Source organism: Burkholderia cepacia ATCC 25416 (assembly GCF_001411495.1).
Taxonomy (GTDB): Bacteria; Pseudomonadota; Gammaproteobacteria; order Burkholderiales; family Burkholderiaceae; genus Burkholderia; species Burkholderia cepacia.
Genome location: NZ_CP012982.1, coordinates 2015771 through 2035541, shown reverse-complemented (window position 1 = coordinate 2035541; position 19771 = coordinate 2015771). Strand labels below are relative to the sequence as shown.

The 19771-nt window shown below is 66.3% G+C and carries 14 protein-coding genes and 2 pseudogenes; 6 read left to right on the top strand and 10 right to left on the bottom strand.

All coding sequences use genetic code 11. The features are described from left to right. The first annotated feature begins 71 nt into the window (after positions 1-71). Positions 72-1088 carry a 1-aminocyclopropane-1-carboxylate deaminase gene (locus APZ15_RS26385; RefSeq protein ID WP_027789926.1) on the top strand — a complete coding sequence of 339 codons (1017 nt, stop codon included), beginning with the start codon at positions 72-74 and terminating at the stop codon, positions 1086-1088. 366 nt (positions 1089-1454) lie between these two features. Here APZ15_RS26385 and APZ15_RS26380 read toward each other — a convergent pair. From APZ15_RS26380 to APZ15_RS26350, 7 genes and pseudogenes are all read right to left on the bottom strand, one after another. Further along, positions 1455-4459 (bottom strand): annotated as a pseudogene (locus APZ15_RS26380) (ATP-binding protein). A gap of 80 nt (positions 4460-4539) precedes the next feature. Further along, on the bottom strand, positions 4540-5199 hold the full coding sequence (locus APZ15_RS26375) for a response regulator (RefSeq protein ID WP_027789927.1): 660 nt from the start codon (positions 5197-5199) through the stop codon (positions 4540-4542). 338 nt (positions 5200-5537) lie between these two features. Then, the gene (locus APZ15_RS26370; RefSeq protein ID WP_027789928.1) at positions 5538-5726 is read right to left on the bottom strand and encodes a hypothetical protein; all 189 of its coding nucleotides are present in this window, start codon (positions 5724-5726) and stop codon (positions 5538-5540) included. A 119-nt stretch (positions 5727-5845) separates the two neighbouring features. Continuing rightward, a pseudogene (locus APZ15_RS26365) lies at positions 5846-8915 on the bottom strand (ATP-binding protein). A gap of 398 nt (positions 8916-9313) precedes the next feature. Then, complete coding sequence (locus APZ15_RS26360) at positions 9314-10339, bottom strand: hypothetical protein (protein WP_027789929.1); 1026 nt, start codon at positions 10337-10339, stop codon at positions 9314-9316. 116 nt (positions 10340-10455) lie between these two features. Next, on the bottom strand, positions 10456-11283 hold the full coding sequence (locus APZ15_RS26355; protein WP_027789930.1) for a hypothetical protein: 828 nt from the start codon (positions 11281-11283) through the stop codon (positions 10456-10458). 120 nt (positions 11284-11403) lie between these two features. Next, positions 11404-11991 (bottom strand): tetratricopeptide repeat protein, encoded by a 588-nt coding sequence (locus APZ15_RS26350; protein ID WP_027789931.1) that lies wholly within the window; start codon positions 11989-11991, stop codon positions 11404-11406. 358 nt (positions 11992-12349) lie between these two features. On the opposite strand from APZ15_RS26350, the gene APZ15_RS26345 reads away from it, so the two are divergent. From APZ15_RS26345 to atsR, 3 genes are read left to right on the top strand one after another with little or no spacing between them, the layout of a single operon-like run. After that, positions 12350-13222, top strand: coding sequence for a response regulator (locus tag APZ15_RS26345; RefSeq protein ID WP_027789932.1), 873 nt, complete (start codon positions 12350-12352; stop codon positions 13220-13222). Positions 13223-13271: 49 nt separating this feature from the next. Next, the gene (locus APZ15_RS26340; protein ID WP_027789933.1) at positions 13272-13775 is read left to right on the top strand and encodes a putative pterin-binding protein; all 504 of its coding nucleotides are present in this window, start codon (positions 13272-13274) and stop codon (positions 13773-13775) included. Further along, positions 13772-15592 carry a hybrid sensor histidine kinase/response regulator AtsR gene (gene atsR / locus APZ15_RS26335; protein ID WP_027789934.1) on the top strand — a complete coding sequence of 607 codons (1821 nt, stop codon included), beginning with the start codon at positions 13772-13774 and terminating at the stop codon, positions 15590-15592. Before APZ15_RS26340 ends, atsR begins: the two co-directional genes overlap by 4 nt. Positions 15593-15657: 65 nt before the next feature. On the opposite strand, the gene APZ15_RS26330 is transcribed toward atsR, so the two are convergent. After that, positions 15658-16077, bottom strand: a complete 420-nt coding sequence (locus APZ15_RS26330; protein WP_027789935.1) for a secondary thiamine-phosphate synthase enzyme YjbQ — start codon at positions 16075-16077, stop codon at positions 15658-15660. A gap of 10 nt (positions 16078-16087) precedes the next feature. Beyond that, on the bottom strand, positions 16088-16414 hold the full coding sequence (locus tag APZ15_RS26325) for a thioredoxin family protein (RefSeq protein ID WP_006485487.1): 327 nt from the start codon (positions 16412-16414) through the stop codon (positions 16088-16090). Positions 16415-16641: 227 nt separating this feature from the next. Between APZ15_RS26325 and APZ15_RS26320 the strand changes: the two genes are divergently transcribed. After that, positions 16642-17343 (top strand): flavin reductase family protein, encoded by a 702-nt coding sequence (locus APZ15_RS26320; RefSeq protein WP_027789936.1) that lies wholly within the window; start codon positions 16642-16644, stop codon positions 17341-17343. 145 nt (positions 17344-17488) lie between these two features. Here the strand turns inward: APZ15_RS26320 and gcvA are convergent, their stop codons facing one another. Next, the gene (gcvA, locus tag APZ15_RS26315; protein ID WP_027789937.1) at positions 17489-18421 is read right to left on the bottom strand and encodes a transcriptional regulator GcvA; all 933 of its coding nucleotides are present in this window, start codon (positions 18419-18421) and stop codon (positions 17489-17491) included. Between the two features lie 138 nt (positions 18422-18559). On the opposite strand from gcvA, the gene APZ15_RS26310 reads away from it, so the two are divergent. Beyond that, positions 18560-19762, top strand: coding sequence for an MFS transporter (locus APZ15_RS26310; RefSeq protein ID WP_027789938.1), 1203 nt, complete (start codon positions 18560-18562; stop codon positions 19760-19762). Positions 19763-19771: the final 9 nt, after the last annotated feature.

Sequence of the window (19771 nt, the reverse complement as noted above, 5' to 3'; positions counted from 1 at the left end):
CATCGGGACACGGCGTGCGAGCAGCACCCGACCGATCCGGTTTCCTGCCCACCTTCCCTCGGAGCTTGTCGATGAACCTGCAACGTTTCCCCCGTTATCCGCTCACGTTCGGCCCGACCCCGATCCAGCCGCTCAAGCGCCTGAGCGCGCATCTCGGCGGCAAGGTCGAGCTGTATGCGAAGCGCGAGGACTGCAACAGCGGCCTCGCATTCGGCGGCAACAAGACGCGCAAGCTCGAATACCTCGTGCCCGACGCGCTCGCGCAAGGTGCCGACACGCTCGTGTCGATCGGCGGCGTGCAGTCGAACCAGACGCGCCAGGTCGCGGCCGTCGCCGCGCATCTCGGGATGAAGTGCGTGCTCGTGCAGGAGCACTGGGTCAACTATGAAGACCCCGTGTACGACCGCGTCGGCAACATCCAGCTGTCGCGGATGATGGGTGCCGACGTGCGGCTCGTCGCCGACGGTTTCGACATCGGCATTCGCCGCAGCTGGGAAGAAGCGATGGAGAGCGTGCGGCAGTCGGGCGGCAAGCCGTATCCGATACCGGCCGGGTGTTCCGAGCATCCGCTCGGCGGGCTCGGGTTCGTGGGCTTCGCGGAAGAAGTGCGGGAACAGGAAGCGCAGCTCGGCTTCAAGTTCGATTACATCGTGGTCTGCTCGGTCACGGGCAGCACGCAGGCGGGGATGGTCGTCGGCTTCGCGGCCGACGGACGCGCGGATCGCGTGATCGGCATCGACGCGTCGGCGACGCCCGAGCGCACACACGAGCAGATCACGCGGATCGCACGGCACACGGCCGAGCTGGTCGGGCTGGGGCGCGATATCGAAACGAAGGACGTGGTGCTCGACACGCGCTATGCCGGGCCGGAATACGGACTCCCGAACGATGGCACGCTGGAGGCGATTCGTCTGTGTGCGCGGCTGGAAGGCATGCTGACCGATCCCGTCTATGAAGGGAAATCGATGCACGGGATGATCGACAAGGTGCAGCGCGGGGAATTCGAGCCGGGGTCGAAGGTGCTGTATGCGCACCTTGGCGGAGTGCCGGCGTTGAGTGCTTATGCGGAGATCTTCCGCAACGGCTGATGGGTATCCGAAGTCGATCCCGCGCGCGATGGGCCAATTCCACGCAATGATGCAGCCGCCTCCGGCATCCGCCGGCGGCGCACTCATGCCGGATAACCGGTTGTCGAGCGCCGTGCCGTTCTGCGCGGCGGCGTGCGGTGCCCGCGTGTCGCCTCGCTTGCGGCACGGCGGCGTGTCGGCGCGGCGGCCTGGGACCATCGCCGCGCCCATCATGGCGTTCGCGCGTCAGTCCATGAATACGATCGCCCGGCGAGCGCGTACCTCTCGACGATCCAGTGCGCACGACTGCGCAGCGTTCGCGGTCGTCGGCCGTCCACGTCGCAAGCCTCTCCCGCCGTCGCGCCGGCAAGCACGGCGTCGTTCCGTTCAGTCGCCGGGCAATCTCGACAGCGCAGCCTCCACCTCCTCGCGCATCGCCGGCCATTCCGGCTTGAGCGCATCGACACCGCCCGCGGCCAGCGCACGCTCGCCTCTCGCGCACGCATCGCTCGCGTCTGCGTCGCCGGCCAGCGCGAAGCCGCCTCGCATCGAATGCAGCTCGCCCTTGAGGCAATCGTCGTCGCCGCGCAGCAATGCGGCGTCGATCGTCGCCAGCGAGCGCAGCGTCGCGGCACGCAATTGTTCGCACATCTCTTCCGTCATCAACGACACCTGCCGGTCGTCGCGATCGACCGCGTGCAACGCCGTCGCGCCGCGCCCCCCGTGGCGCCGCAACACCGCATCGAGCGCATCGATCGACAGCGGCTTGAGCACGACCTCCGCGACGCCAACCTGTGCGCACCGCCGACGGTCCTCTTCGGTCGCGTGCGCGGTCATCGCGATCACGGGTACCGTCGCCCCCTGCTCGCGCAGGAAGTTCGCCAGCGCGAAGCCGTCGAGTTCGGGCATGCCTAGATCGGTCAGCACGACATCGAACGACTGCGAAAAGTACGCACGCATCGCCTCGACGCCGTTCGTGACGATCGTCGCATCGTAGCTCAGCGCATCGAGCTGATCCCGCAACAACACGCGGCTCGCCGGGTGATCTTCCGCGACGAGCACGCGCAGCGGCACACCGCCGTCCGGGCGCGTCGGCCACGCTGGCGTCGTGGCGGGTTCGTCGTCGAACGCAACGCGCCATCCGGACGGCGCCCTCGCCAACAGCAGCGATGCGGTGAAGGTCGTCCCCGCACCCGGTTGGCTGTCGACCGTCAGCGCACCGCTCATCAGGCGCGCGAGACGTCCGCAAAGCGGCAGCCCCAGCCCCGTGCCGCCGAAGCGCCGGTAAATCGACGGATCGGTCTGCACGTACACATCGAACAGCGCCGGTAGCGCTTCCGCAGGAATGCCGATGCCCGTGTCGCGCACCGAGATTTCGACGCCGTGCTGCCGGCCGGAAGCGACGGCCGGCAGCGCGTCGATCGTCACGCTGCCATGCTCGGTGAACTTGATCGCATTACTGACAAGGTTCGACACGATCTGGCGCAGGCGGGTCGGATCGCCGACGTAACCGTCGGCCAGCCCCGGCGCGACACGGCATTCGAGTACGAGCCGTTTCGCTTCGGCGAGCGGACGAAAGATCGCCGCGACGTCGAGCAGCACGGCTCGAAGGTCGAACGGCACGGCTTCCAGCACCATCTGGTTGGATTCGGCCTTCGACAGGTCGAGCACGTCGTTGATCACGCGCAGCAGTGCGTCGGACGACGACATGACCGTCTGCAGCCGACGCTGTTCGGTCGATGGCAATGCCGCACGCGCCATCAATTCGAGATTGCCGACGATCGCGTTCAGCGGCGTGCGAATCTCGTGGCTCATCGTCGCCAGGAAGGTCGACTTCGCCTTGTTCGCGTCGTCCGCGGCTTCGCGTGCCTCGCGCAGCTTGTCCTCGGCCTGCTTGCGCGCGGTGATGTCGGTCAGCGTACAGAGCAGTACATCGACGCCGCGATAGCGGGTACGGACGATGTGCGCCGCAAGGTAGGCCGCCCCGCCATCGGCGCGGTCGACCGACAACTCGTGCGTGACGACGCGCGGCTTCCGACCGCCCGCGATACTGTCGCGGTATGCCTGCCAGATGCGCTTGCCGAGCGACGGCGCCATGCCGGTGCCGCCATAAGCCTGTGCGGCCTCGTTGCGCGCCATCGTGTCGCCGTTGGCCAGCGCCAGCAGCATGATGCCGGCCGGCGCCGTGCGAATCAGCGTGCGGTTCAGCGCCTCGCTTTCGATCAGCCGGATCGCGCGGCGGTTGGCAGGGCGCAGCGCGCGCCGGTCGAACATGACGATCGCGAACCACACCGTCCCGATCGCGAGCAACGCGAGACCGGTTGCGATACCCAGGCGGACGGCCACGTCGTCGAACAGGCCGCGCCACGAATACGTCGCGGTCAGCACCTCGCGGAACCCCGGCATGCGGTCGCCGATGACGATACTCGTGCCGACACGGTGTGCGGCGGCCCGCTCGCCACCGATCGCGCGCGCATAATCGAGCGCGCGGGCGGTCAGCGCGGGGGCAGCCTGCCGGCCGGTCAGGACATTCGTGTTCGAATCGACCAGTGCATAGTCATGGCCGGAGGACGAGGCGCGCAGGATGTCGTCGATCTCCGGCCGCGCGACAACGACAAACCATGCGACCGGCTTGCCCTGGCTGTCCCGCACCGCCTGCGCGAACCGCAGCACGGACCGCCCGAGCAGCGGATCCTGCCGCCGGTCCAGAAAAATCTGCCGATTGCCGGGCGCGGCAGCCGCCGATACATACTCGGCCGGCGGCTGCAACTGCCGGATCAACGCCTTCACGTCGAAACCGGCCGGCAGCGCGAGCGTCGCCTTCACCAGCGGATACCCGGCCACGATGACGAAGCCGCCGTCCGGATCGATCAGATATCCGCCCATGCCCGGGCCGCCGGGCTGCCTCGGCGGCATGACACCCGTCTTCTCGACCGGCTCGAGAAACGCCGCAAGAAACGGCGCGTAGGCCCCCCTGGCCGGGGCGACGGATCGGCCGCGAACGCGGCCACCGCCACGCGTCCCGTGTGTCCGAGAACGGCCAGCCTGCCGCGATCGTCGGCAAACCGCTTGAGTGCATCGGACGGCGCGGTCGGCAAGTGCCGGGCCATCAACTCGAGGTTTTCGACATAGCGATTCTGGAGCGCCCTGACCACCTCCATCTCCGCGAGCAGGTCGGCCTTGCGTAGCAGGAACTCGGAACGGTCACGCGCAACCGACTCCTGCAGGTCGAGCTGCGCGACCAGTGCCGCGCAGACCAGCACGAACACCGTGATCGCCACACCGCTTCCGTACAGCAACCATTGCTGCTGGCGTCGCACGCGCCCCGGTTCGAACGGCTTGCGGCCCGCGGCCGCGGCATGCGCGATCAGCGTTTTCAGTTTGGTGGGCATAGGTGTCGTCGAAGTCGTCTCGGCACCGGCACCGCGTCATGCGTTGTCCGGGTCACTCGGTACTGTCCGCCGGGCGCCGTTCATGCACCGGCCTCGGGCAAGTCGGGCAGATGGCCCTCGCTCGCATAGCGAATCAGATCGGCATCGCGAACGATACCGAGCTTCTTCATCGCGCTCGATTTCCGCGAACTGATCGTCTGCTTGCTGCGATGAAGCTGGACGGCGATCTCGCCGACCGTCAGGCCGGCCCCGTAAAGCCGCACGACTTCGATCTCGCGGGCGGTCAGCGTGCGGACACCCGCCGACGGCTGGCAATCCTCCAGCAGCTTCTTGACGAACGGAGACAGATAATTGGCACCGACGAAAGCCGCATGCACCGCGCCGACCAGATGCGAAATCGCATCGGACTTGCTCAGGATGCACCCGACACCCTGCTTCTGGATCGCGAGCAGCACGCTCGGGTTGTCGATCATCGTGATCGTCACGAGGCGAAGTGCCGGGTAGCGACGCTGGAGGAAGGACAGCAGTGAAAGACCGTCGCCATACTTGCCGCCGGGCATGACGTAGTCGACGACGAGCACGTCGCTTTGCTGCTCGTCGAGCATCGCCACGAGATCGGTCGAATTCGAGACAGTGCCGAGCAGCTTGATCGTGCTGCTGCCCGCGAGCGCCTGCGACATTCCGAGTGCGGACGAAGGATGATCGTCCGCCACCATCACTCGCACAAAAAATTCATCCATTTATCTTCTTCTCCCGATACACGCGGCCTGACGTGCCATGTTGTGCGACGCGCCGGGACTTGAATCGATCCCGCAACACGGTCGCGTCACGGCGTTCGGCGAACCCGGCGGTGTGCAGCGAAATTTTAAGATAATAGACGGGTTCCGCGGCGGCTCTGCGCTCCGGCGTGGCGGCCTGTACCCGCCACGATCCGACGCACATGCCATCACGCACGCAGACGCGCCCGGCGTGACGTTACGGGCCGAACCGTCGAGAGTCCGCCGCCCATGCACGTCCGATCGGCGGCGCCCCCACGCCGTCGATCCATCCCGTCCCGCAAGGCGGCCGAAGCCGCGCCCTAATGCTTGACCGCGGTTTTGTCCTGCTCACCAGACCTGTCATCCGCGACGTGCTGCCACTCGGTGATGGCCCGCCGCTTCTGCGACGGCGACATCATCATGAATTCGTTCAGCTTCGTCAGGAAATCCCGTCGGGATTTCTCCGGCAACGTCGCGAATCCAAGCAGCAGCCCGAACACCTTTCCCATATAGCGCACTGCCTTACCCTTCCTTCTTCAGTCGAATTCACGCGGCATCGAAGCAATGCGGCGTATCTGCCTTCCCTGTTCTGACGCAGGCGATCTACGTCGCCGATGCGCCGCCATTTCTAGCGTCCCGGCCAGTGTGCCGCCGCAGCGGCCATTACGCCCGAAGCAAGCCGCCCGTCCGCCGCGCCCGCGGGCAACACGATCCCGCGCCGCCGCGCGATGCGTACGAGGCCGCGGCGCAGGTCGGCCAGCGTTACCGGCTTGGTCAACACGCACGCGACGTTCGATGCCGCGTAGCGCCGGGCATCGTCGGGCACCAGATGCGATGCCACGACGATCATGTCGCACGGCAAGGCGCGCGCATGAACGGCTTCCGCCAGTTCCCGGGCCGACATGTCGGGCAGGTCGGCGCCGAGCAGCAGCACGTCCCACGTGCCGTTCGCGAGCGTGTCGAGCGCCGCGCCGCCGGACGACACGCACCGGACCGTGCAACCGAGCACATCCAGCTGCTCGCGGAAAATCGACCCGTTGACCGCCGCATCGTCGGCCACCAGCACACGCGGCACACGCGCACTGGAGGCCGGCAACAACGGCTGCCAGAAATCGGTCGCGCGCCCCGGCCCGCGCGGCGACTCGGCGGTAGCGACTCGCGCCTGCGCGATTGCCATGCACAGCCCGTTCAGCGAATAACTCGACACGCGGATCGTCCGGCCCGCGACATCCGGCTGCAGCGGGCCGTCCGGCGTAGCCAGCACGACCGGCGTCTCCCCACCAAGACTGTCGAGCTCTTCGCGCCGCCATTGGTCGGAATCGCCGAAGAGCACGATCGCGTGTGCACGCGCGAGGCACCCGGCGGCAATCCCGATCGGACTCGGATGCATCGCGACGTCGAAACCCCATGCCCGCAGATGGGGAAATGCAAACGCACGCCACGCGTCCTCCGGCGACACGACGATCAGCGTCTGGCCGGCGCCCGTGCCGGCCGGGGATTTCGGCGCAATGCCCGCGCGCAGCGGCAAGCGCACGGTAAACAGGCTGCCGACACGCGGCGCGCTGTCGACCGAAATCGTGCCGCCCATCGCCGCGACCAGCCGATCGCACAGCGCGAGCCCGAGCCCCGTGCCGCCGTAGCGCCGCGTGATCGATGCGTCGACCTGCGAGAACGGCTTGAACAGCCTGTTCTGCTGCGCGAAGTCGATCCCGATGCCGGTATCCTCGATGCCGATCGCGATCTCGGGCGCACCACGCGCACTCCGCCCGACCGCCACGCGCGCGACGATACGCCCGTCGCTCGTGAACTTGATCGCGTTGCTCAACAGGTTGCCGACCACCTGTGCGAGCCGCGTCGGATCACCACGCATCCGCTGCGCGCCGCTCGCATCGATATCGGCGAACAGCGGCAACCCTTTTGCCTTTGCGACCGGTGCGAAGGCCGCGAGCTCGCGTTCGATCACCGCGATCACGTCGAACTCGATCGACTCGACCGACATCGCGCCAGCTTCGATCTTCGAGAAATCGAGCACGTCGCTGACGATCGCGAGCAGCCCTTCGGCCGACGCGCGCAACGTCCGCACGCGGCTCTGCTGCGATGCGTCGAGCGCCGTGCGCTCGAGCAGCTCGAGGTTGCCGAGGATCACGTTGAGCGGCGTGCGGATCTCATGGCTCGTCGCGGCGAGAAACGACGACTTGGCCGCATTCGCCGAATCGGCCGCGCGCACGGCTTCCTCGAGCTGACGAACGAGGCGGCGCTGCGCGCTCGTGTCGGCGAACGTCGCAATCAGCACGTCCTCGCCCTGATAACGTGCGCTGTGCGCGATGACCTCCAGGTGCAGCGGCGCATCGCCGCGTGCATCGAGCATGAGTTCGGTCGTCATCGTCCGGCCTGCCCCGCCGTTCGCGACGAACGCGTCGTACTTCTCGAGTACCTGCGCGGACAGCGCATGGTGATCGCCTTCATGCGGCAGCAGCATCTGCGTGAGTGCGTCGCTCGCGAGCATCACGCGCCGGTCGGACAGCGACACGAGGCCGATGCCGACCGGCGCCATCGCGATCACGCTGCGGCACAGCGCCTCGCTGTCGAACACGCGGGCCGAGCGTGCATACACAGGCACAAGCACGCGCCGGTGAAAGCGCACGAGCAGCAACCACATCACGACGATCGCAACGAGGGTCGACGCCGCGAGCGCGCCGGCCTGCACGCCGATGCCGGCCACCACGTCGCCCCACGACAGCGCATAGGCGATCGTCCAGCCGGTTGCCGCGAGCTTGCTGCTGAACACGATCGCGCCGTCGCGAAAGAGCGGCTCGGCGGACACGGCGCCACGATGCGCGACATCGAGGTTCAACAAGCGCTCGGTGAGTGCGTTCGTGCGTTCGACGTCGGGATCGATCGCGATCAGCCGGTTGTCCGCCGACGTGACGAAGAACGTGCCGGCCAGGGCCCGCCCGGGCAGCCATGACAGCAGGTATTCGGGTGCGTATTCGGTGACCAGCACCGCGAACGGCTGGCCGGCGGCGCGCGCCTCGGCGGCAACGCGGATGCGCACCTGCCCGGTGACGGGGTTGACGTAGGGCGGCAGCCAGCGGACATTCGGCCGACCGTCGTTCGGGGCCGGCGGCGAGCCGTCGAAATCGACGCGCAACGCATCGAGCACGTGCGCCGGCCGACGCCAGCGCGGGATTGTCGCGCGTCAGGTGCGGCACGAGGCCGAAGACGCCCGTGCGCGTGCTGTAGTGGTAACCCTCGAGCGTGCGCCCGCGATTGAGCGAACTCGCCGCGCAGATGCGCGACAGCAGGAACGACAACGCGAGATAGCGCGCGACCTCGTCGCGCTGCGCCGTTTGCCCCGGCACGCCGACCACGAGCGACGGATACGGCTTGATCGCGAGCTGCTGGCCGTCGGCGAAGAACGTGTGCACGACGTCGGCCGGCGCCGCGCCGATCTCTCGCCAGATGAGTTGCGTATTCGTGACGCCGTTGCGGAACGACGTCTCGGCCACCTGTATCTCGTCCGAGGCTTCCTCGACACCGTTCAGGAAATTGCGCCGCTCGCCGTCCAGATAGCCGTAGACGATCGACGTGATCCCGAGCCCGCAGGCGATCAGGATCAGGATCGTGACGACGATGCCGCCCCCGAACATCGAAATGCTCTGGTAGCGGCGAATGGACTGAAGCGTGCTGTATGGCATGACTCGGCGTGACGGAGCCCTGAGCGCGGACCTGTGGCAGATCCCCTGCGGATGGACGTCACGATGGAAACAATCGGGATAGCGATGTCCCGATCATGCCAAACGACACTGCGAAAATCAGGCGTGCATTATCCTTTTAGTAAACGTCCTATTTTTTTGAATGATTGTTTTGAACTTGAACGAAACTCGACGGCAGAATCGCGTGTCGCGCACCTGTCCGTCCGGATAGGTTGCTTCATCGAATCGCCGCAGGCACGCCCGAAATGAAATACCGCCGGCAAGCCGGCGGCAAAAGATGCGTCAACGAATCTCGCGACGCACCGAGGCACCCGATTCGACCCGCGCGGAACGACCCGGCAGGATCGCCCGCGCACCGCCGTTGTGCCGGCAGCGCCCGCTCAGTTCTGCGTGAGCGGATTGAGCGTCGTGCACAGGAAGCCCGTGCAGTTCGTCGGCTTGAAATAGAACGATGCCGTCACGATCGGCGGCGTGGTGCCGAGCGCGATATCGCTCAGGTAAGCGGAGCCTTGCGCACCGAAACCGTTCGCCTGCTGCACGAAGCTCGCGCCGGTCGACTGGATCGCGGCCGACTGGTAGGTGAAGGTCGGCGATTGCGTCTGGTCTTTCACGTAGACCCACGAGATCGTGCTGCCGAACAGCATCCCGCCCTTCGCGCGATAACCCTTCGCGCCTTCGCTGTTGGCCTGCGCGATGAAGTCGCTGACGTTCGTCGTCGGCGTGAGGGCGTCGTACGTGTAGGTCGCGCCCGACGCATTGTTCTTCATGTACACGTTCGCCTGTACCGAGCCGATCACCATCGGACCCAGGAACCAGTAGCCCGACTGGCCCTGGCCGTTCGCCTGCGTGAGGAACGCGTTCGGGTCGGCAGGCAGGCCGGTCGTCGTGTACGTGTAGGTGGCCGACGAACCGCCATCCTTGCGATACAGGTAGCCGTACATGAGCGGCCCTTCGTAGCGATAGCCGTTCGTGCCCTGCGTGTTGGCCTGGTTGAGGAACGTCGTCCAGTCGCCCGGCGTGGATTGCAACTGGTACGTGTAGGTCTGCGCGGTGCCGTCGTTCACGAAGATCGAGCGCGAACCGCCGCTGGATGCGTTGTAGTAATAGTCGCCCAGATAGCGGTAGCCCTTTGCGCCTTCACTGTTGAGGAGCGTCAGGAAACTCGCCTGATCCGCCGCGGTCGGCTGCGCGTCGTAGCGCCACGTCATCGTGCCGCCGCCCGAACCGCCCGAGCCACCGCTGCCGCCGTTGCCGCCGCTTCCACTACCGCCTGTGCCACCAGTGCCACCAGTGCCGCCGTTGTTGCTCGTCCCCGATCCGCCGGACGCGGCGGGCGAGGAATTGTCGTCGCCGCCGCAAGCGGTCAGCGCCAGACAGGTCAATGCGATCAATGCAGCGGCTTTCATCGGGGTCACCTCGAAGCAAAAAAGATGAGCGAAGCCGGTACGCGCGGAATCACACCACGCGTACGGACAGTCTCGAATCGGAAATCGGCCCGCGGCGCGCCGCGGGCCGGTCAACGTCAGTTGACCTGCAGCTGGCCGCCGCGGCCGAGGCCGCCCTTGACGTCCTGCGCCTTGTAGCTGCGCAGTGCGACGACCATCTTGTTGTACGCGTCGATGAACGCGACGACCGTCGCCTTGCCTTCCGGCGTCGACGAGAAGCCCGCGAGCGCACCGCCCACGCCGCCGCCGAAGCCGCCCAGCGCGGCACCGTAGTTGGTCGCCGTCGAGCTGCCTTCCGATGCCGCGATCTGCACGGCCGAGCGCACGTCGAACAGCGTCAGCGTGACGACCGATGCCTTCGTCTGCAGGTGGCCGGCCACAGCCGCCACCGCGCTGTTGCCGATCAGCCCGCCGATCATGCTGCCGATGCCGCCGATCGGCGAATCGTTGATGACGATCTGCGGTTCCATGTAGTAGTCGGCCGCGACACGCTGGCCCTTCTGCTGCTTCGAGCCCGCGCGGTATTCGCCCGAGTTGCGCTGCAACTGCGTGATGCGCGACAGGCGCGCGTCGCTCTTCTGGTTGCCGATCGACGTGATCACGAAGCAGTTCGACTGCTGGACGGCCAGGCGCAGCAGCGGGTCGATCGTCGTCATCTTGGTCGCGCTGCCGAACGGGCCCCACCAGTCGGCATTGCGGCCGTCGTCGACCGCGATCGTGCCGAGCGGCGACGCGCAGCGCTGCAGCCCCGTATCGGCGCCGGCGCTCGTGCCGCCCGCGGCGGCACCGGTCACGCCCGCGTTCTGACCGCCGGGCGTCACCATGCCGCCGCAGCCCGCCACGGACGCGCAAAGCGCTGCGACCAGCGCACCTTGAGTGAGACGTTGGGAAAGGTTGGTCTTCATGTCGTTGTCGATCGATTAGAGTCGTTGTTCGGCTTATGTGTTCGTGCGAACTTCGATAAGCCCCCCGGCTGGCGCGCGATGGTGGTCTCCCCGCTGCTGCCCCCGTTGCTTCAGGCCCGGTCAGTAGTACCAGTACGTCTGCTGCCAGACGCCGTAGTACGGATAGCCCGAGTACCAGTAGCCGTAATAGACGTCACGCCACTGCGTGCGCCATTTCCAGTCTTCTTCGTCTTCCTTCTTGGCCTTGCGTGCAAGGTCGAGCAGCTTCTTCGACTCCTTGTCGCCGCGGCCGGCCGCGATCGACAGCCACTTCTCCGCTTCGCGCGCGTCGGAGCCCATTTCCTCGAGGCCGAACAGGTAGAAACTGCCGAGCGCCTTCTGCGCCTGCAGGTCACCGCGCTCGGCGGCCTCGCGCATCCACTTGAGGGCCTGGTAGCTGTCCTGGCGCACGCCGTCGCCGCGGAAGTAGCGCAGGCCGAGGTCGTACGCGGCCTTCGGCTGGGTCTTCGCGGTTTGCTTCAGCGCGGCGATGCGCGGATCTTCCCGGTCTTCCGAATCGTCCTTTTTCTGATAGGAGACCTGATCTTTCGGGCGGTAAGAACAACCCGTGTCGTCGCAGATCCGCACCGTGTTGCCGGTGACGGACGGATCCTGCGCGCACGCGGCCAACAGCAACAGCAGCCCCGGTGCGAGTAGACGGCGGAACATTGGTACTTTCCTCAAGTTTTATTGGCGCCGCAATTCTTCGAGCCTTTCACCCCCGTGAGCTCGCACCCGGCGGCGCGCGGCGCAACGGATACAATCCGTCGACGCCGACACGCACCCCAAGGCTCTCTCAGGTTCTCTCTTCGAATCGTTCAGTCACCGCTTCATCGTTGTCGCTTTTCGTTGTACCGGCTCCCGCCGGCTGCGATCTCCAAACATGACGCGACAAACAAAGGTGACGTGGTGAGCAATAATAATGGAGAAAAACAGCATGTCAAGGTGATTCGCTTTTTCAAAGTTTGCGTGTCACGTCAGTTTTGATATGCTCTCCCTCGCCAAAACCCCTGGAGACCCCATCGAGATGTCCAACAGCGAGCAGGCCAACGTCGATCTGATCACCGCCAACAAGGTGCGCGACCTACTGAACCGGAACGGCATTCCGCCGCGAAGTCACAACACGACGATCGCGAACGTGCTCGGCCTCAGCTTCTCTGTCGTCACCCGCAAGATGAAGGGCCTGATCCCGTGGAACCTGTCGCAGTTGCAGGACATCGCGACGCATTTCGGCGTGCCGCCCGCGATCCTGCTCGACGACAAGGGCACGCAGCCGGCCGCCGCCGAGATGATCGACGCGACGCTCGTGATCGAGTCACGGCGCTTTCGCTGCCGCGCCGCGATCTCGACCAAGGCCAGCAGCCAGATCGAGACGGACTTCGTCGCGCTGCAATGGCAGGGCGAGTGGCTCATCACCGAGCGTCAGCACGCGCGCGAGGGCCGCACGTATCCGGTCGACGTGATCGAGCTGCGCTCGTCCCAGCCGAACGTGTATGCGGCGCGGATCGCCGTGGTCGACGATTCGCAGGACGTCGCCGAAACCGTATGTGAATATTTCATCGAAAAAGGCGTGAACGCGATTCCGTACTTCGACGGCGCATCGTTCCGCAAGGCACTCGAGGTAGAGGATTTCGACGGTTACATCCTCGACTGGATGCTCGGCGACCAGACCGCCGCCGAGCTCGTGCGCGGCATCCGCTCGAGCGAGAACAGCGGCGCGCCGATCTTCCTGCTGACCGGCAAGATCTCGACCGGTGAAGCCAGCGAAGACGAAATCGCGCACATCGTGTCGCACTACAACGCGCGCTGCGAGGAAAAGCCGGTGCGCCTGCCGATCCTGTTCGCCGAAGTGGCGCGCGAACTGAAGATCACGCTGCCGGCCGCAGCCGCCGCGAACTGAGACCGGAAACACAAGCCACGACACCACGCGACAAGACCGAGGGAATGACATGCGAATTCCGACCATCTGGACCAAGAGCCTGCTGACGGCCTGCCTGCTCGGCATGGCCGCCGCGGCGTGGGCCGCCTCGTCGTTCACGTTCACCGTCGACGGCAAGATCGACAGGCACAACCAGCCGGGCAAGACGGCCTACGTCTTCTCCGAGCAGGCGCTGATGGCGCTGCCCCAGCACACGATCGTCACGTCGACGAGCTGGACGCCGAAGGCGACCTTCACCGGCCCGCGCCTGTCCGACATCCTGAAGACCGTCGGCGCGCACGGCACGCAGATCGAGTTCCGCTGCATCGACGAGTACACGTTCACGATTCCCGTGTCCGACGCCGACCGCTACGGCGTGATCCTCGCGCGGACGATGAACGGCAAGGTGCTCGACAACGACAACTATGGCCCGCTGTGGATCATGTACCCGCGCGACCAGTATCCCGACGAACTGAAGACGCCGCTCGGCGAAGCCAAGTTCGCGTGGCAGATCATCGGCCTGACGGTGAAATGAAACGCGGGCGATGGAAAAATAGAAAAATCATCCTGGTCCTCGGCTCGCTGTGGATCATGGGGTTCGCCGCGTGGGCGTTCCTGCTGTGGGACCTCCTCGCCACCTCGGTCAACGAGGGCGTACTCGAAGGGCCGCGCGAAGGCGTGTTCTGGACCGCCGCGCAATACCGGAACGTCTATACGCGGTTCGACCGGCAACTGATCCTCTACGCGACGCACGAGGACGACGACTTCAATCACGTCCAGATGCAGCTCGACAGCCTGTCGGTGTCGTTCGGCTTTCTGCAGCGGCCGTCGGAAGTGTCCCAATACTGGCTGCGCATCCCGCGCGCGCGCAACGAGATCGACGCGCTCGGCGAATTCATGACGCGCCTGAAGCGCGACATACCGCCGTTGCGCGATTCGCCGAAGCGCGCACGGCAGGTGATCGACGACGTGAACGCGTACTGGCCGAAGGTCAACGGCCTCGCGAACTATTTCCGCGCGATCGAGATGGCGCAGCGCGACTTCACGTTCCATCAGCTGAAGGAAAAGCAGCGCGCGATTCTGATCCTCGGCATCGTGCTCGGCGTGATCCTCTGCGCGCTGTTCCTGCTGCTGTTCTATACGATGCGCACGCGTGACGACCTGCTCGAACGGCAGGACGCGGCGCTCGACGCGGAACGCAAGGCGTCCGATCGCGCGTTCGAAATGATCGAGGCGAAGAACGCCTTCCTCGGGATGGTCAGCCACGAGTTGCGCACGCCGCTGCAGGCGATCTGCGGATCGGTCGAGATCCTCCTCGCGCGCCCGCAGTCGGACGCGAACCTGAAGACGATCCGGCGGCTGCAGAATTCCGCGCTGTCCCTCGAAGCGCTCGTCAAGGACCTGACCGACTACATCAAGCTGCGCTCGACGAAGCGCCTCGCCGAGCGGGAAACCGTCGGCATCGCGTCGCTGCTCGCCGAGGTGCTCGACCCGCTGCGCGAGAAGATCGCGGCCAGGCGGATCACGGTCGCGCAGCGAGTCGAGCCGCACGAGCTTGCGATCCGTTCCGATCGCAAGCTGCTGCGTCAGGTGCTGTCGAACCTGATCGAGAACTCGGTCAAGTACACGCTCGGCGGCTCGATCGACGTGTCGATCACGCTCGCCGACGCGCCGGCCGGCCAGCAATTGAAGATCGTCGTGCGCGACACGGGCGCCGGCATCGCGAAACAGCACCTGTCGAAGATCTTCGAGCCGTTCTATCGCGCGAACGACGCGGTCGGGCTGCATGTGGACGGAATCGGCATGGGGCTCGCCGTCGTGCGCGAAATCGTGACGACGCTGCGCGGGCATGTGGACGTGCGCAGCACGGTGGGCGAAGGCAGCGAGTTCGTCGTGACGCTGCCGGCCGAAGTGCCCGGCATCGACACCGCCGGCAATGCGGCCGGCGACGCGCCCGCGCTGCCGCACGCGGCCGCGTACCGCGACCGGCGCGCGCTGGTGGTCGACGACGACGACAACGCACGCGAAACGCTCGGCGCGATGCTGTCGGCGCTCGGCATCGACGTCGATCTGTGCAGCACCGGGCAGGAAGGCGTCGCGCGCTTCGGTGCGAGCCGCTACGACATCGTCGTGCTCGATCTCGAGCTTCCGGACCTGAGCGGTTTCGACGTCGCACGGCGCATGCGCGCGGTAGCGCAACCCGACGACGACGGCCGGCATCCGGCGATCCTCGGCGTCAGTGCATATGAATCGGCTGCGCTGGGCGAAAACAAGCGGGTATTCGACGCATTCCTGCCGAAGCCCGTCCACCTGCGCGAACTCGGCGCGCTCGTCGACAAACTGCTCGCGTAAGCCCGCGATGCCGTGTGCGCACCGGCACCGCATTGCGAGCCGCGCGCAACGTCACCCGTCGAGACTCATTCGCCGATCAGATGCAGCACGATGTCGCGCCGGTGCGCGGCGCGGCGATGCTCGAACAGGTAGATGCCCTGCCACGTGCCGAGCACCATGCGCCCGTGCTCGACCGGGATCGACAGCTGTACCTGCGTGAGCGCCGTGCGCAGATGCGCGGGCATGTCGTCGGGCCCTTCGGTGTCGTGCTCGTAGCGCGTGGCGTCCTCCGGTGCGAGCGTCGCGAAGTAGCGTTCGAGATCGCGCTGCACCGATGGATCCGCATTCTCCTGGATCAGCAGCGACGCCGACGTATGGCGGCAGAACACCGTGAGCAGGCCGGTGCGGATCGCCTGCTGGTCGACGAATGCGCGCACCTGCGGCGTGAATTCGACGAGGCCGCTGCCGCGCGTGTCGACGCCGATGTGCGTGAGGGCCTGTTGCATCTCGGCGACCTCAGGCGAGCGCGGCGAAGCCGTCGGCTTCGATCTGCTTCGCGTCGGCCGGGCGCACGACGCGCGCGACCTCGACACCGTCGCGCAGGAAGACGAGTGTCGGCCACAGCTTCACGCCGAACGAGCGGCCGAGCGGGCGGCCCGGGCCATCCTCGATCTTCAGGTGCCGCACCGCAGGATGCGCGGAGAACGACGCAGTGATCGCGGGCTGCGCGCCTGCGCAGATCCCGCACCAGTTCGCGCCGAATTCGATGACGGTTGCGCCGCCCAGTGCGTCGACTTCCGCGCGCGTCGGTGCATTGGCGGTGTAGCGTTGCTCGGTATCCATCAGGCCCTCGTGTGCGTTGGCGGAACGTGGCCGCGCCCGCGTGCGTGGTGCGGCGGTCGCGGCCTGCGATTTCCTACTCTAGCGGAAAAGCGCGCGTGATGCCGGCCTGCCCATTGCGGCGCCCACGCCGCCTGCGCCCCCTCCGGAATGACACGACAAGATTCGGAGCGCCGCGCCGCCGCGACAGAATCAGCATGCGGACTGATTCGTCACCGAGGGCACCCGCCATGAATGCGCCGCATTGCGTCACCGAACCGAACATCCTCTATTTCGGCACGCCCGTCGTGCTGGTCAGCACGCTGAACGAAAACGGCACGCCCAATCTCGCGCCGATCTCGTCCGCGTTCTGGCTCGGCTGGCGCGGCGTGATCGGCATCGCCGCCAGCTCGCAGACCACCCGCAACCTGCTGCGCACCGGCGAATGCGTGCTGAACCTGCCGTCGTCGGCGCAGGCGGACGCGGTCGACCGGATCGCGCGCATGACGGGCACGCATCCGGTGCCCGACGGCAAGCGCGCGAGAGGCTACGTATTCGAACCCGACAAGTTCGGCACGGCCGGGCTCATCGCAACCGCGTCGCAAACCGTCGCGCCGCCGCGCGCGCTCGAATGCCCGGTGCACATGGAAGCGGTCGTCGCGGCCGCGCACGGGATCGGCGACGAGGCGCCGGACCTGCGCGGCCACATCCGCGTGTTCGAGTTGCGCATCCAGCGCGTGCACGTGCATCCAGACCTGCTGATGGAAGGCCACGCGGACCGCATCGATCCGGACAAATGGTCGCCGCTGATCATGAGCTTCCAGAAGTTCTACGGGCTGGAGCCGCGGCAGGTGCATGCGTCGCGGCTCGCGGAGATTCCCGAGCGCGCGTATCGCAGCCCCGATATCGAGCGTTCGCGTGAAGCGGGCATGTTGACCGGCGCCGGAAGGTAACGAAGCGCCCGGCACAATGGCAGTAAACCCGGCGCGTCATCGTGTCTCCACCGGCGGTATCGATGCGGCTGCGCCGACCCCGCACCGCCTCGTACTGCCGGCCCTGTGCATCGCCGTGCCGATCGCGCGGATCGACGCCGCGAGCCTATCCCGCCTCGCGGCCCGCCATGCGTTCCATCCATTGCTCGAACGCGGACACCGCGGCATCGTCGGCACGATCGGCGTTCGTCACCAGCATGTAGTCGTCAGCACGCCATACGGGCGACGCGATCGGACACACGAGGCGCCCCTCGGCGAGATCGCGCCCAATCAGCGGCAGTGATGCCAGGGCCACGCCGAGCCCCTCGATGGCCGCGCCGAGCTGAAGATTCACATGATCGAATTCGACATGACGCGCGGCGCGCAGATCGGAAGCCCCCGCTTCCTGCAACCAGTGCGACCAGGCGGAGCGCGTCGTGGCCGAATGCAGCAGGGTGTGATGGCGCAGGTCGGCCACGCTCTGTATCGGATGCCGGCGCAGCAATGCGGGATTGCAGGCCGGCACGCGCAGGTCGGGCATCAACGGGCGCGATACGACGCCCGCGCCCTGCTCGGGACCGGAACGAACACCGATATCGAAAGCGTCGGCGACATAGCGCAACTTGCGCGATGTCGTCGACACCCTCACGTCGATGTCGGGATAGCGCGAATGGAAATCGGCGAGCCGCGGCAGCAGCCAGCACAGCGCAAAGCTCATCGGCACATTCACCCGCACGACGCCCGATATCCGGTGCTTGAACGTGTCGTGGCGCAGCCGCCCCACCGCGGTACCGAGGCGCTCGAACACGTGACTGACGTCGTTCAGCAACGCGGCCCCTTCGTCGGTCAGCACGACACCGCGCGGACGACGGTCGAACAACGGCAGGCCGAACCAGTCCTCCAGCAGCCGGATCTGCTTGCCTACGGCCCAGTGGGTGACATGCAGTTCCACCGCCGCCCCCGCGAAGCTGCCGTGCCGCGCGACCGCATCGAAAGCGCGCAGCGCATTGAGCGGAGGCAACTCGCCCCGATGCTTCGCCGTGTCCTGGTTGTCGTTCATGACGTGACTTTTTCTCTCCGTTGACGCGATTTTAGTTCAATTGAAATGGCCGCTGCGTCACCCATAAAATTGACACATCGAGCGTGAAAACGATGCCACGAGCGGCTTCCACCGACCGCTCGCACGGAGCAAATGACGATGCGCCTGCCGGTTTTTTCCCCTCCCGCGACGCGGGAGACTGCGCCACCCCGACGGCGCGTGCTGTGGCTGTCCTGCATTGCGCACGCAATGCACGATGGCTATACGGACATGATCTACGCGTTGCTACCCGTGTGGCAGTCGGAATTCGGGCTCGACTTTGCGGCCCTGGCGATCCTGCGCGGCATCTATGCCGGCACGATGGCGACGCTGCAGTTGTCTGCGGGGCGCCTCGCGCAACACCTGGGCAGCGGCACGACCCTCGCATTCGGCACACTGCTCGCCGCGCTCGGTTATGCGCTCGCGGGCCTGTCGGGTGGCCTGCTCGGTCTGGGCGTGGCGCTGGCGATTTCGGGCGGCGGATCCAGCACGCAGCATCCGATCGCATCGGGCGCCGTCTCCCGCCTCTACGGACGCGACGCGAGAGGCCCGCTGAGCATCTACAACTTTGCCGGCGATCTGGGGAAATCCGCACTGCCGGCCGCCATTTCGCTGCTCGTGACCATGATGCCGTGGCGTCACGCGCTATGGATCGTCGCCGGATTGGGCTGCGTCGTGGCCGCCGTCATCGCGCTCTGGTTTCCCGCCGTGCCGCGTGGCGCCGGCAAGACGGCGGCCAAAGAACAAGCGTCCGCTCAACGCAGCGGCACCGGGGGAAGCGGATTCCCCACGCTGTTTTCCATCGGCGTGCTCGATACGGCGGTACGCATGGGACTGCTGACATTTCTGCCTTTCCTGCTCAAGGCAAAAGGTGTCTCGCCGCAACTGCTGGGAACGGCGCTTGCACTCGTTTTCACAGGCGGTGCGGCCGGCAAATTCATGTGTGGCTGGCTGGGCGCGCGTCTGGGTATGGTCAGGACGGTGCTGCTCACGGAGGGTGGTACAGCCGTGTGCATCGTCGCGGTGATGTATCTCCCTTTGGCACTTGCCATGGTGCTGCTGCCGATTCTGGGTATGATGCTCAACGGCACTTCGTCGGTGCTGTACGGAACCGTTCCGGAGATGTCCGCACCCGAGCGCACCGAGCGCGCATTCGCGATTTTCTACACAGGGACGATCGCATCCGGCGCGATATCGCCCGTTCTCTACGGTTTCCTGGGCGACAGGATCGGTGTGCATGGCGCCACGTATGCGACCGCGCTGACCGCCCTCGCGATCTTTCCGCTCGCCCTCGCACTACGCCCGCATCTGGCGGATGACTGAACAGGATGA

Coding starts and splice junctions, on each gene's coding strand:
- APZ15_RS26310 (WP_027789938.1), top strand. CDS start 18,560: ATGCGCCTGCCGGTTTTTTCCCCTCCCGCGACGCGGGAGACTGCGCCA.
- APZ15_RS26325 (WP_006485487.1), bottom strand. CDS start 16,414: ATGGATACCGAGCAACGCTACACCGCCAATGCACCGACGCGCGCGGAA.
- APZ15_RS26350 (WP_027789931.1), bottom strand. CDS start 11,991: ATGTTCCGCCGTCTACTCGCACCGGGGCTGCTGTTGCTGTTGGCCGCG.
- APZ15_RS26370 (WP_027789928.1), bottom strand. CDS start 5,726: ATGGGAAAGGTGTTCGGGCTGCTGCTTGGATTCGCGACGTTGCCGGAG.
- APZ15_RS26340 (WP_027789933.1), top strand. CDS start 13,272: ATGCGAATTCCGACCATCTGGACCAAGAGCCTGCTGACGGCCTGCCTG.
- gcvA (WP_027789937.1), bottom strand. CDS start 18,421: ATGAACGACAACCAGGACACGGCGAAGCATCGGGGCGAGTTGCCTCCG.
- APZ15_RS26385 (WP_027789926.1), top strand. CDS start 72: ATGAACCTGCAACGTTTCCCCCGTTATCCGCTCACGTTCGGCCCGACC.
- APZ15_RS26375 (WP_027789927.1), bottom strand. CDS start 5,199: ATGGATGAATTTTTTGTGCGAGTGATGGTGGCGGACGATCATCCTTCG.
- APZ15_RS26345 (WP_027789932.1), top strand. CDS start 12,350: ATGTCCAACAGCGAGCAGGCCAACGTCGATCTGATCACCGCCAACAAG.
- atsR (WP_027789934.1), top strand. CDS start 13,772: ATGAAACGCGGGCGATGGAAAAATAGAAAAATCATCCTGGTCCTCGGC.
- APZ15_RS26360 (WP_027789929.1), bottom strand. CDS start 10,339: ATGAAAGCCGCTGCATTGATCGCATTGACCTGTCTGGCGCTGACCGCT.
- APZ15_RS26330 (WP_027789935.1), bottom strand. CDS start 16,077: ATGCAACAGGCCCTCACGCACATCGGCGTCGACACGCGCGGCAGCGGC.
- APZ15_RS26320 (WP_027789936.1), top strand. CDS start 16,642: ATGAATGCGCCGCATTGCGTCACCGAACCGAACATCCTCTATTTCGGC.
- APZ15_RS26355 (WP_027789930.1), bottom strand. CDS start 11,283: ATGAAGACCAACCTTTCCCAACGTCTCACTCAAGGTGCGCTGGTCGCA.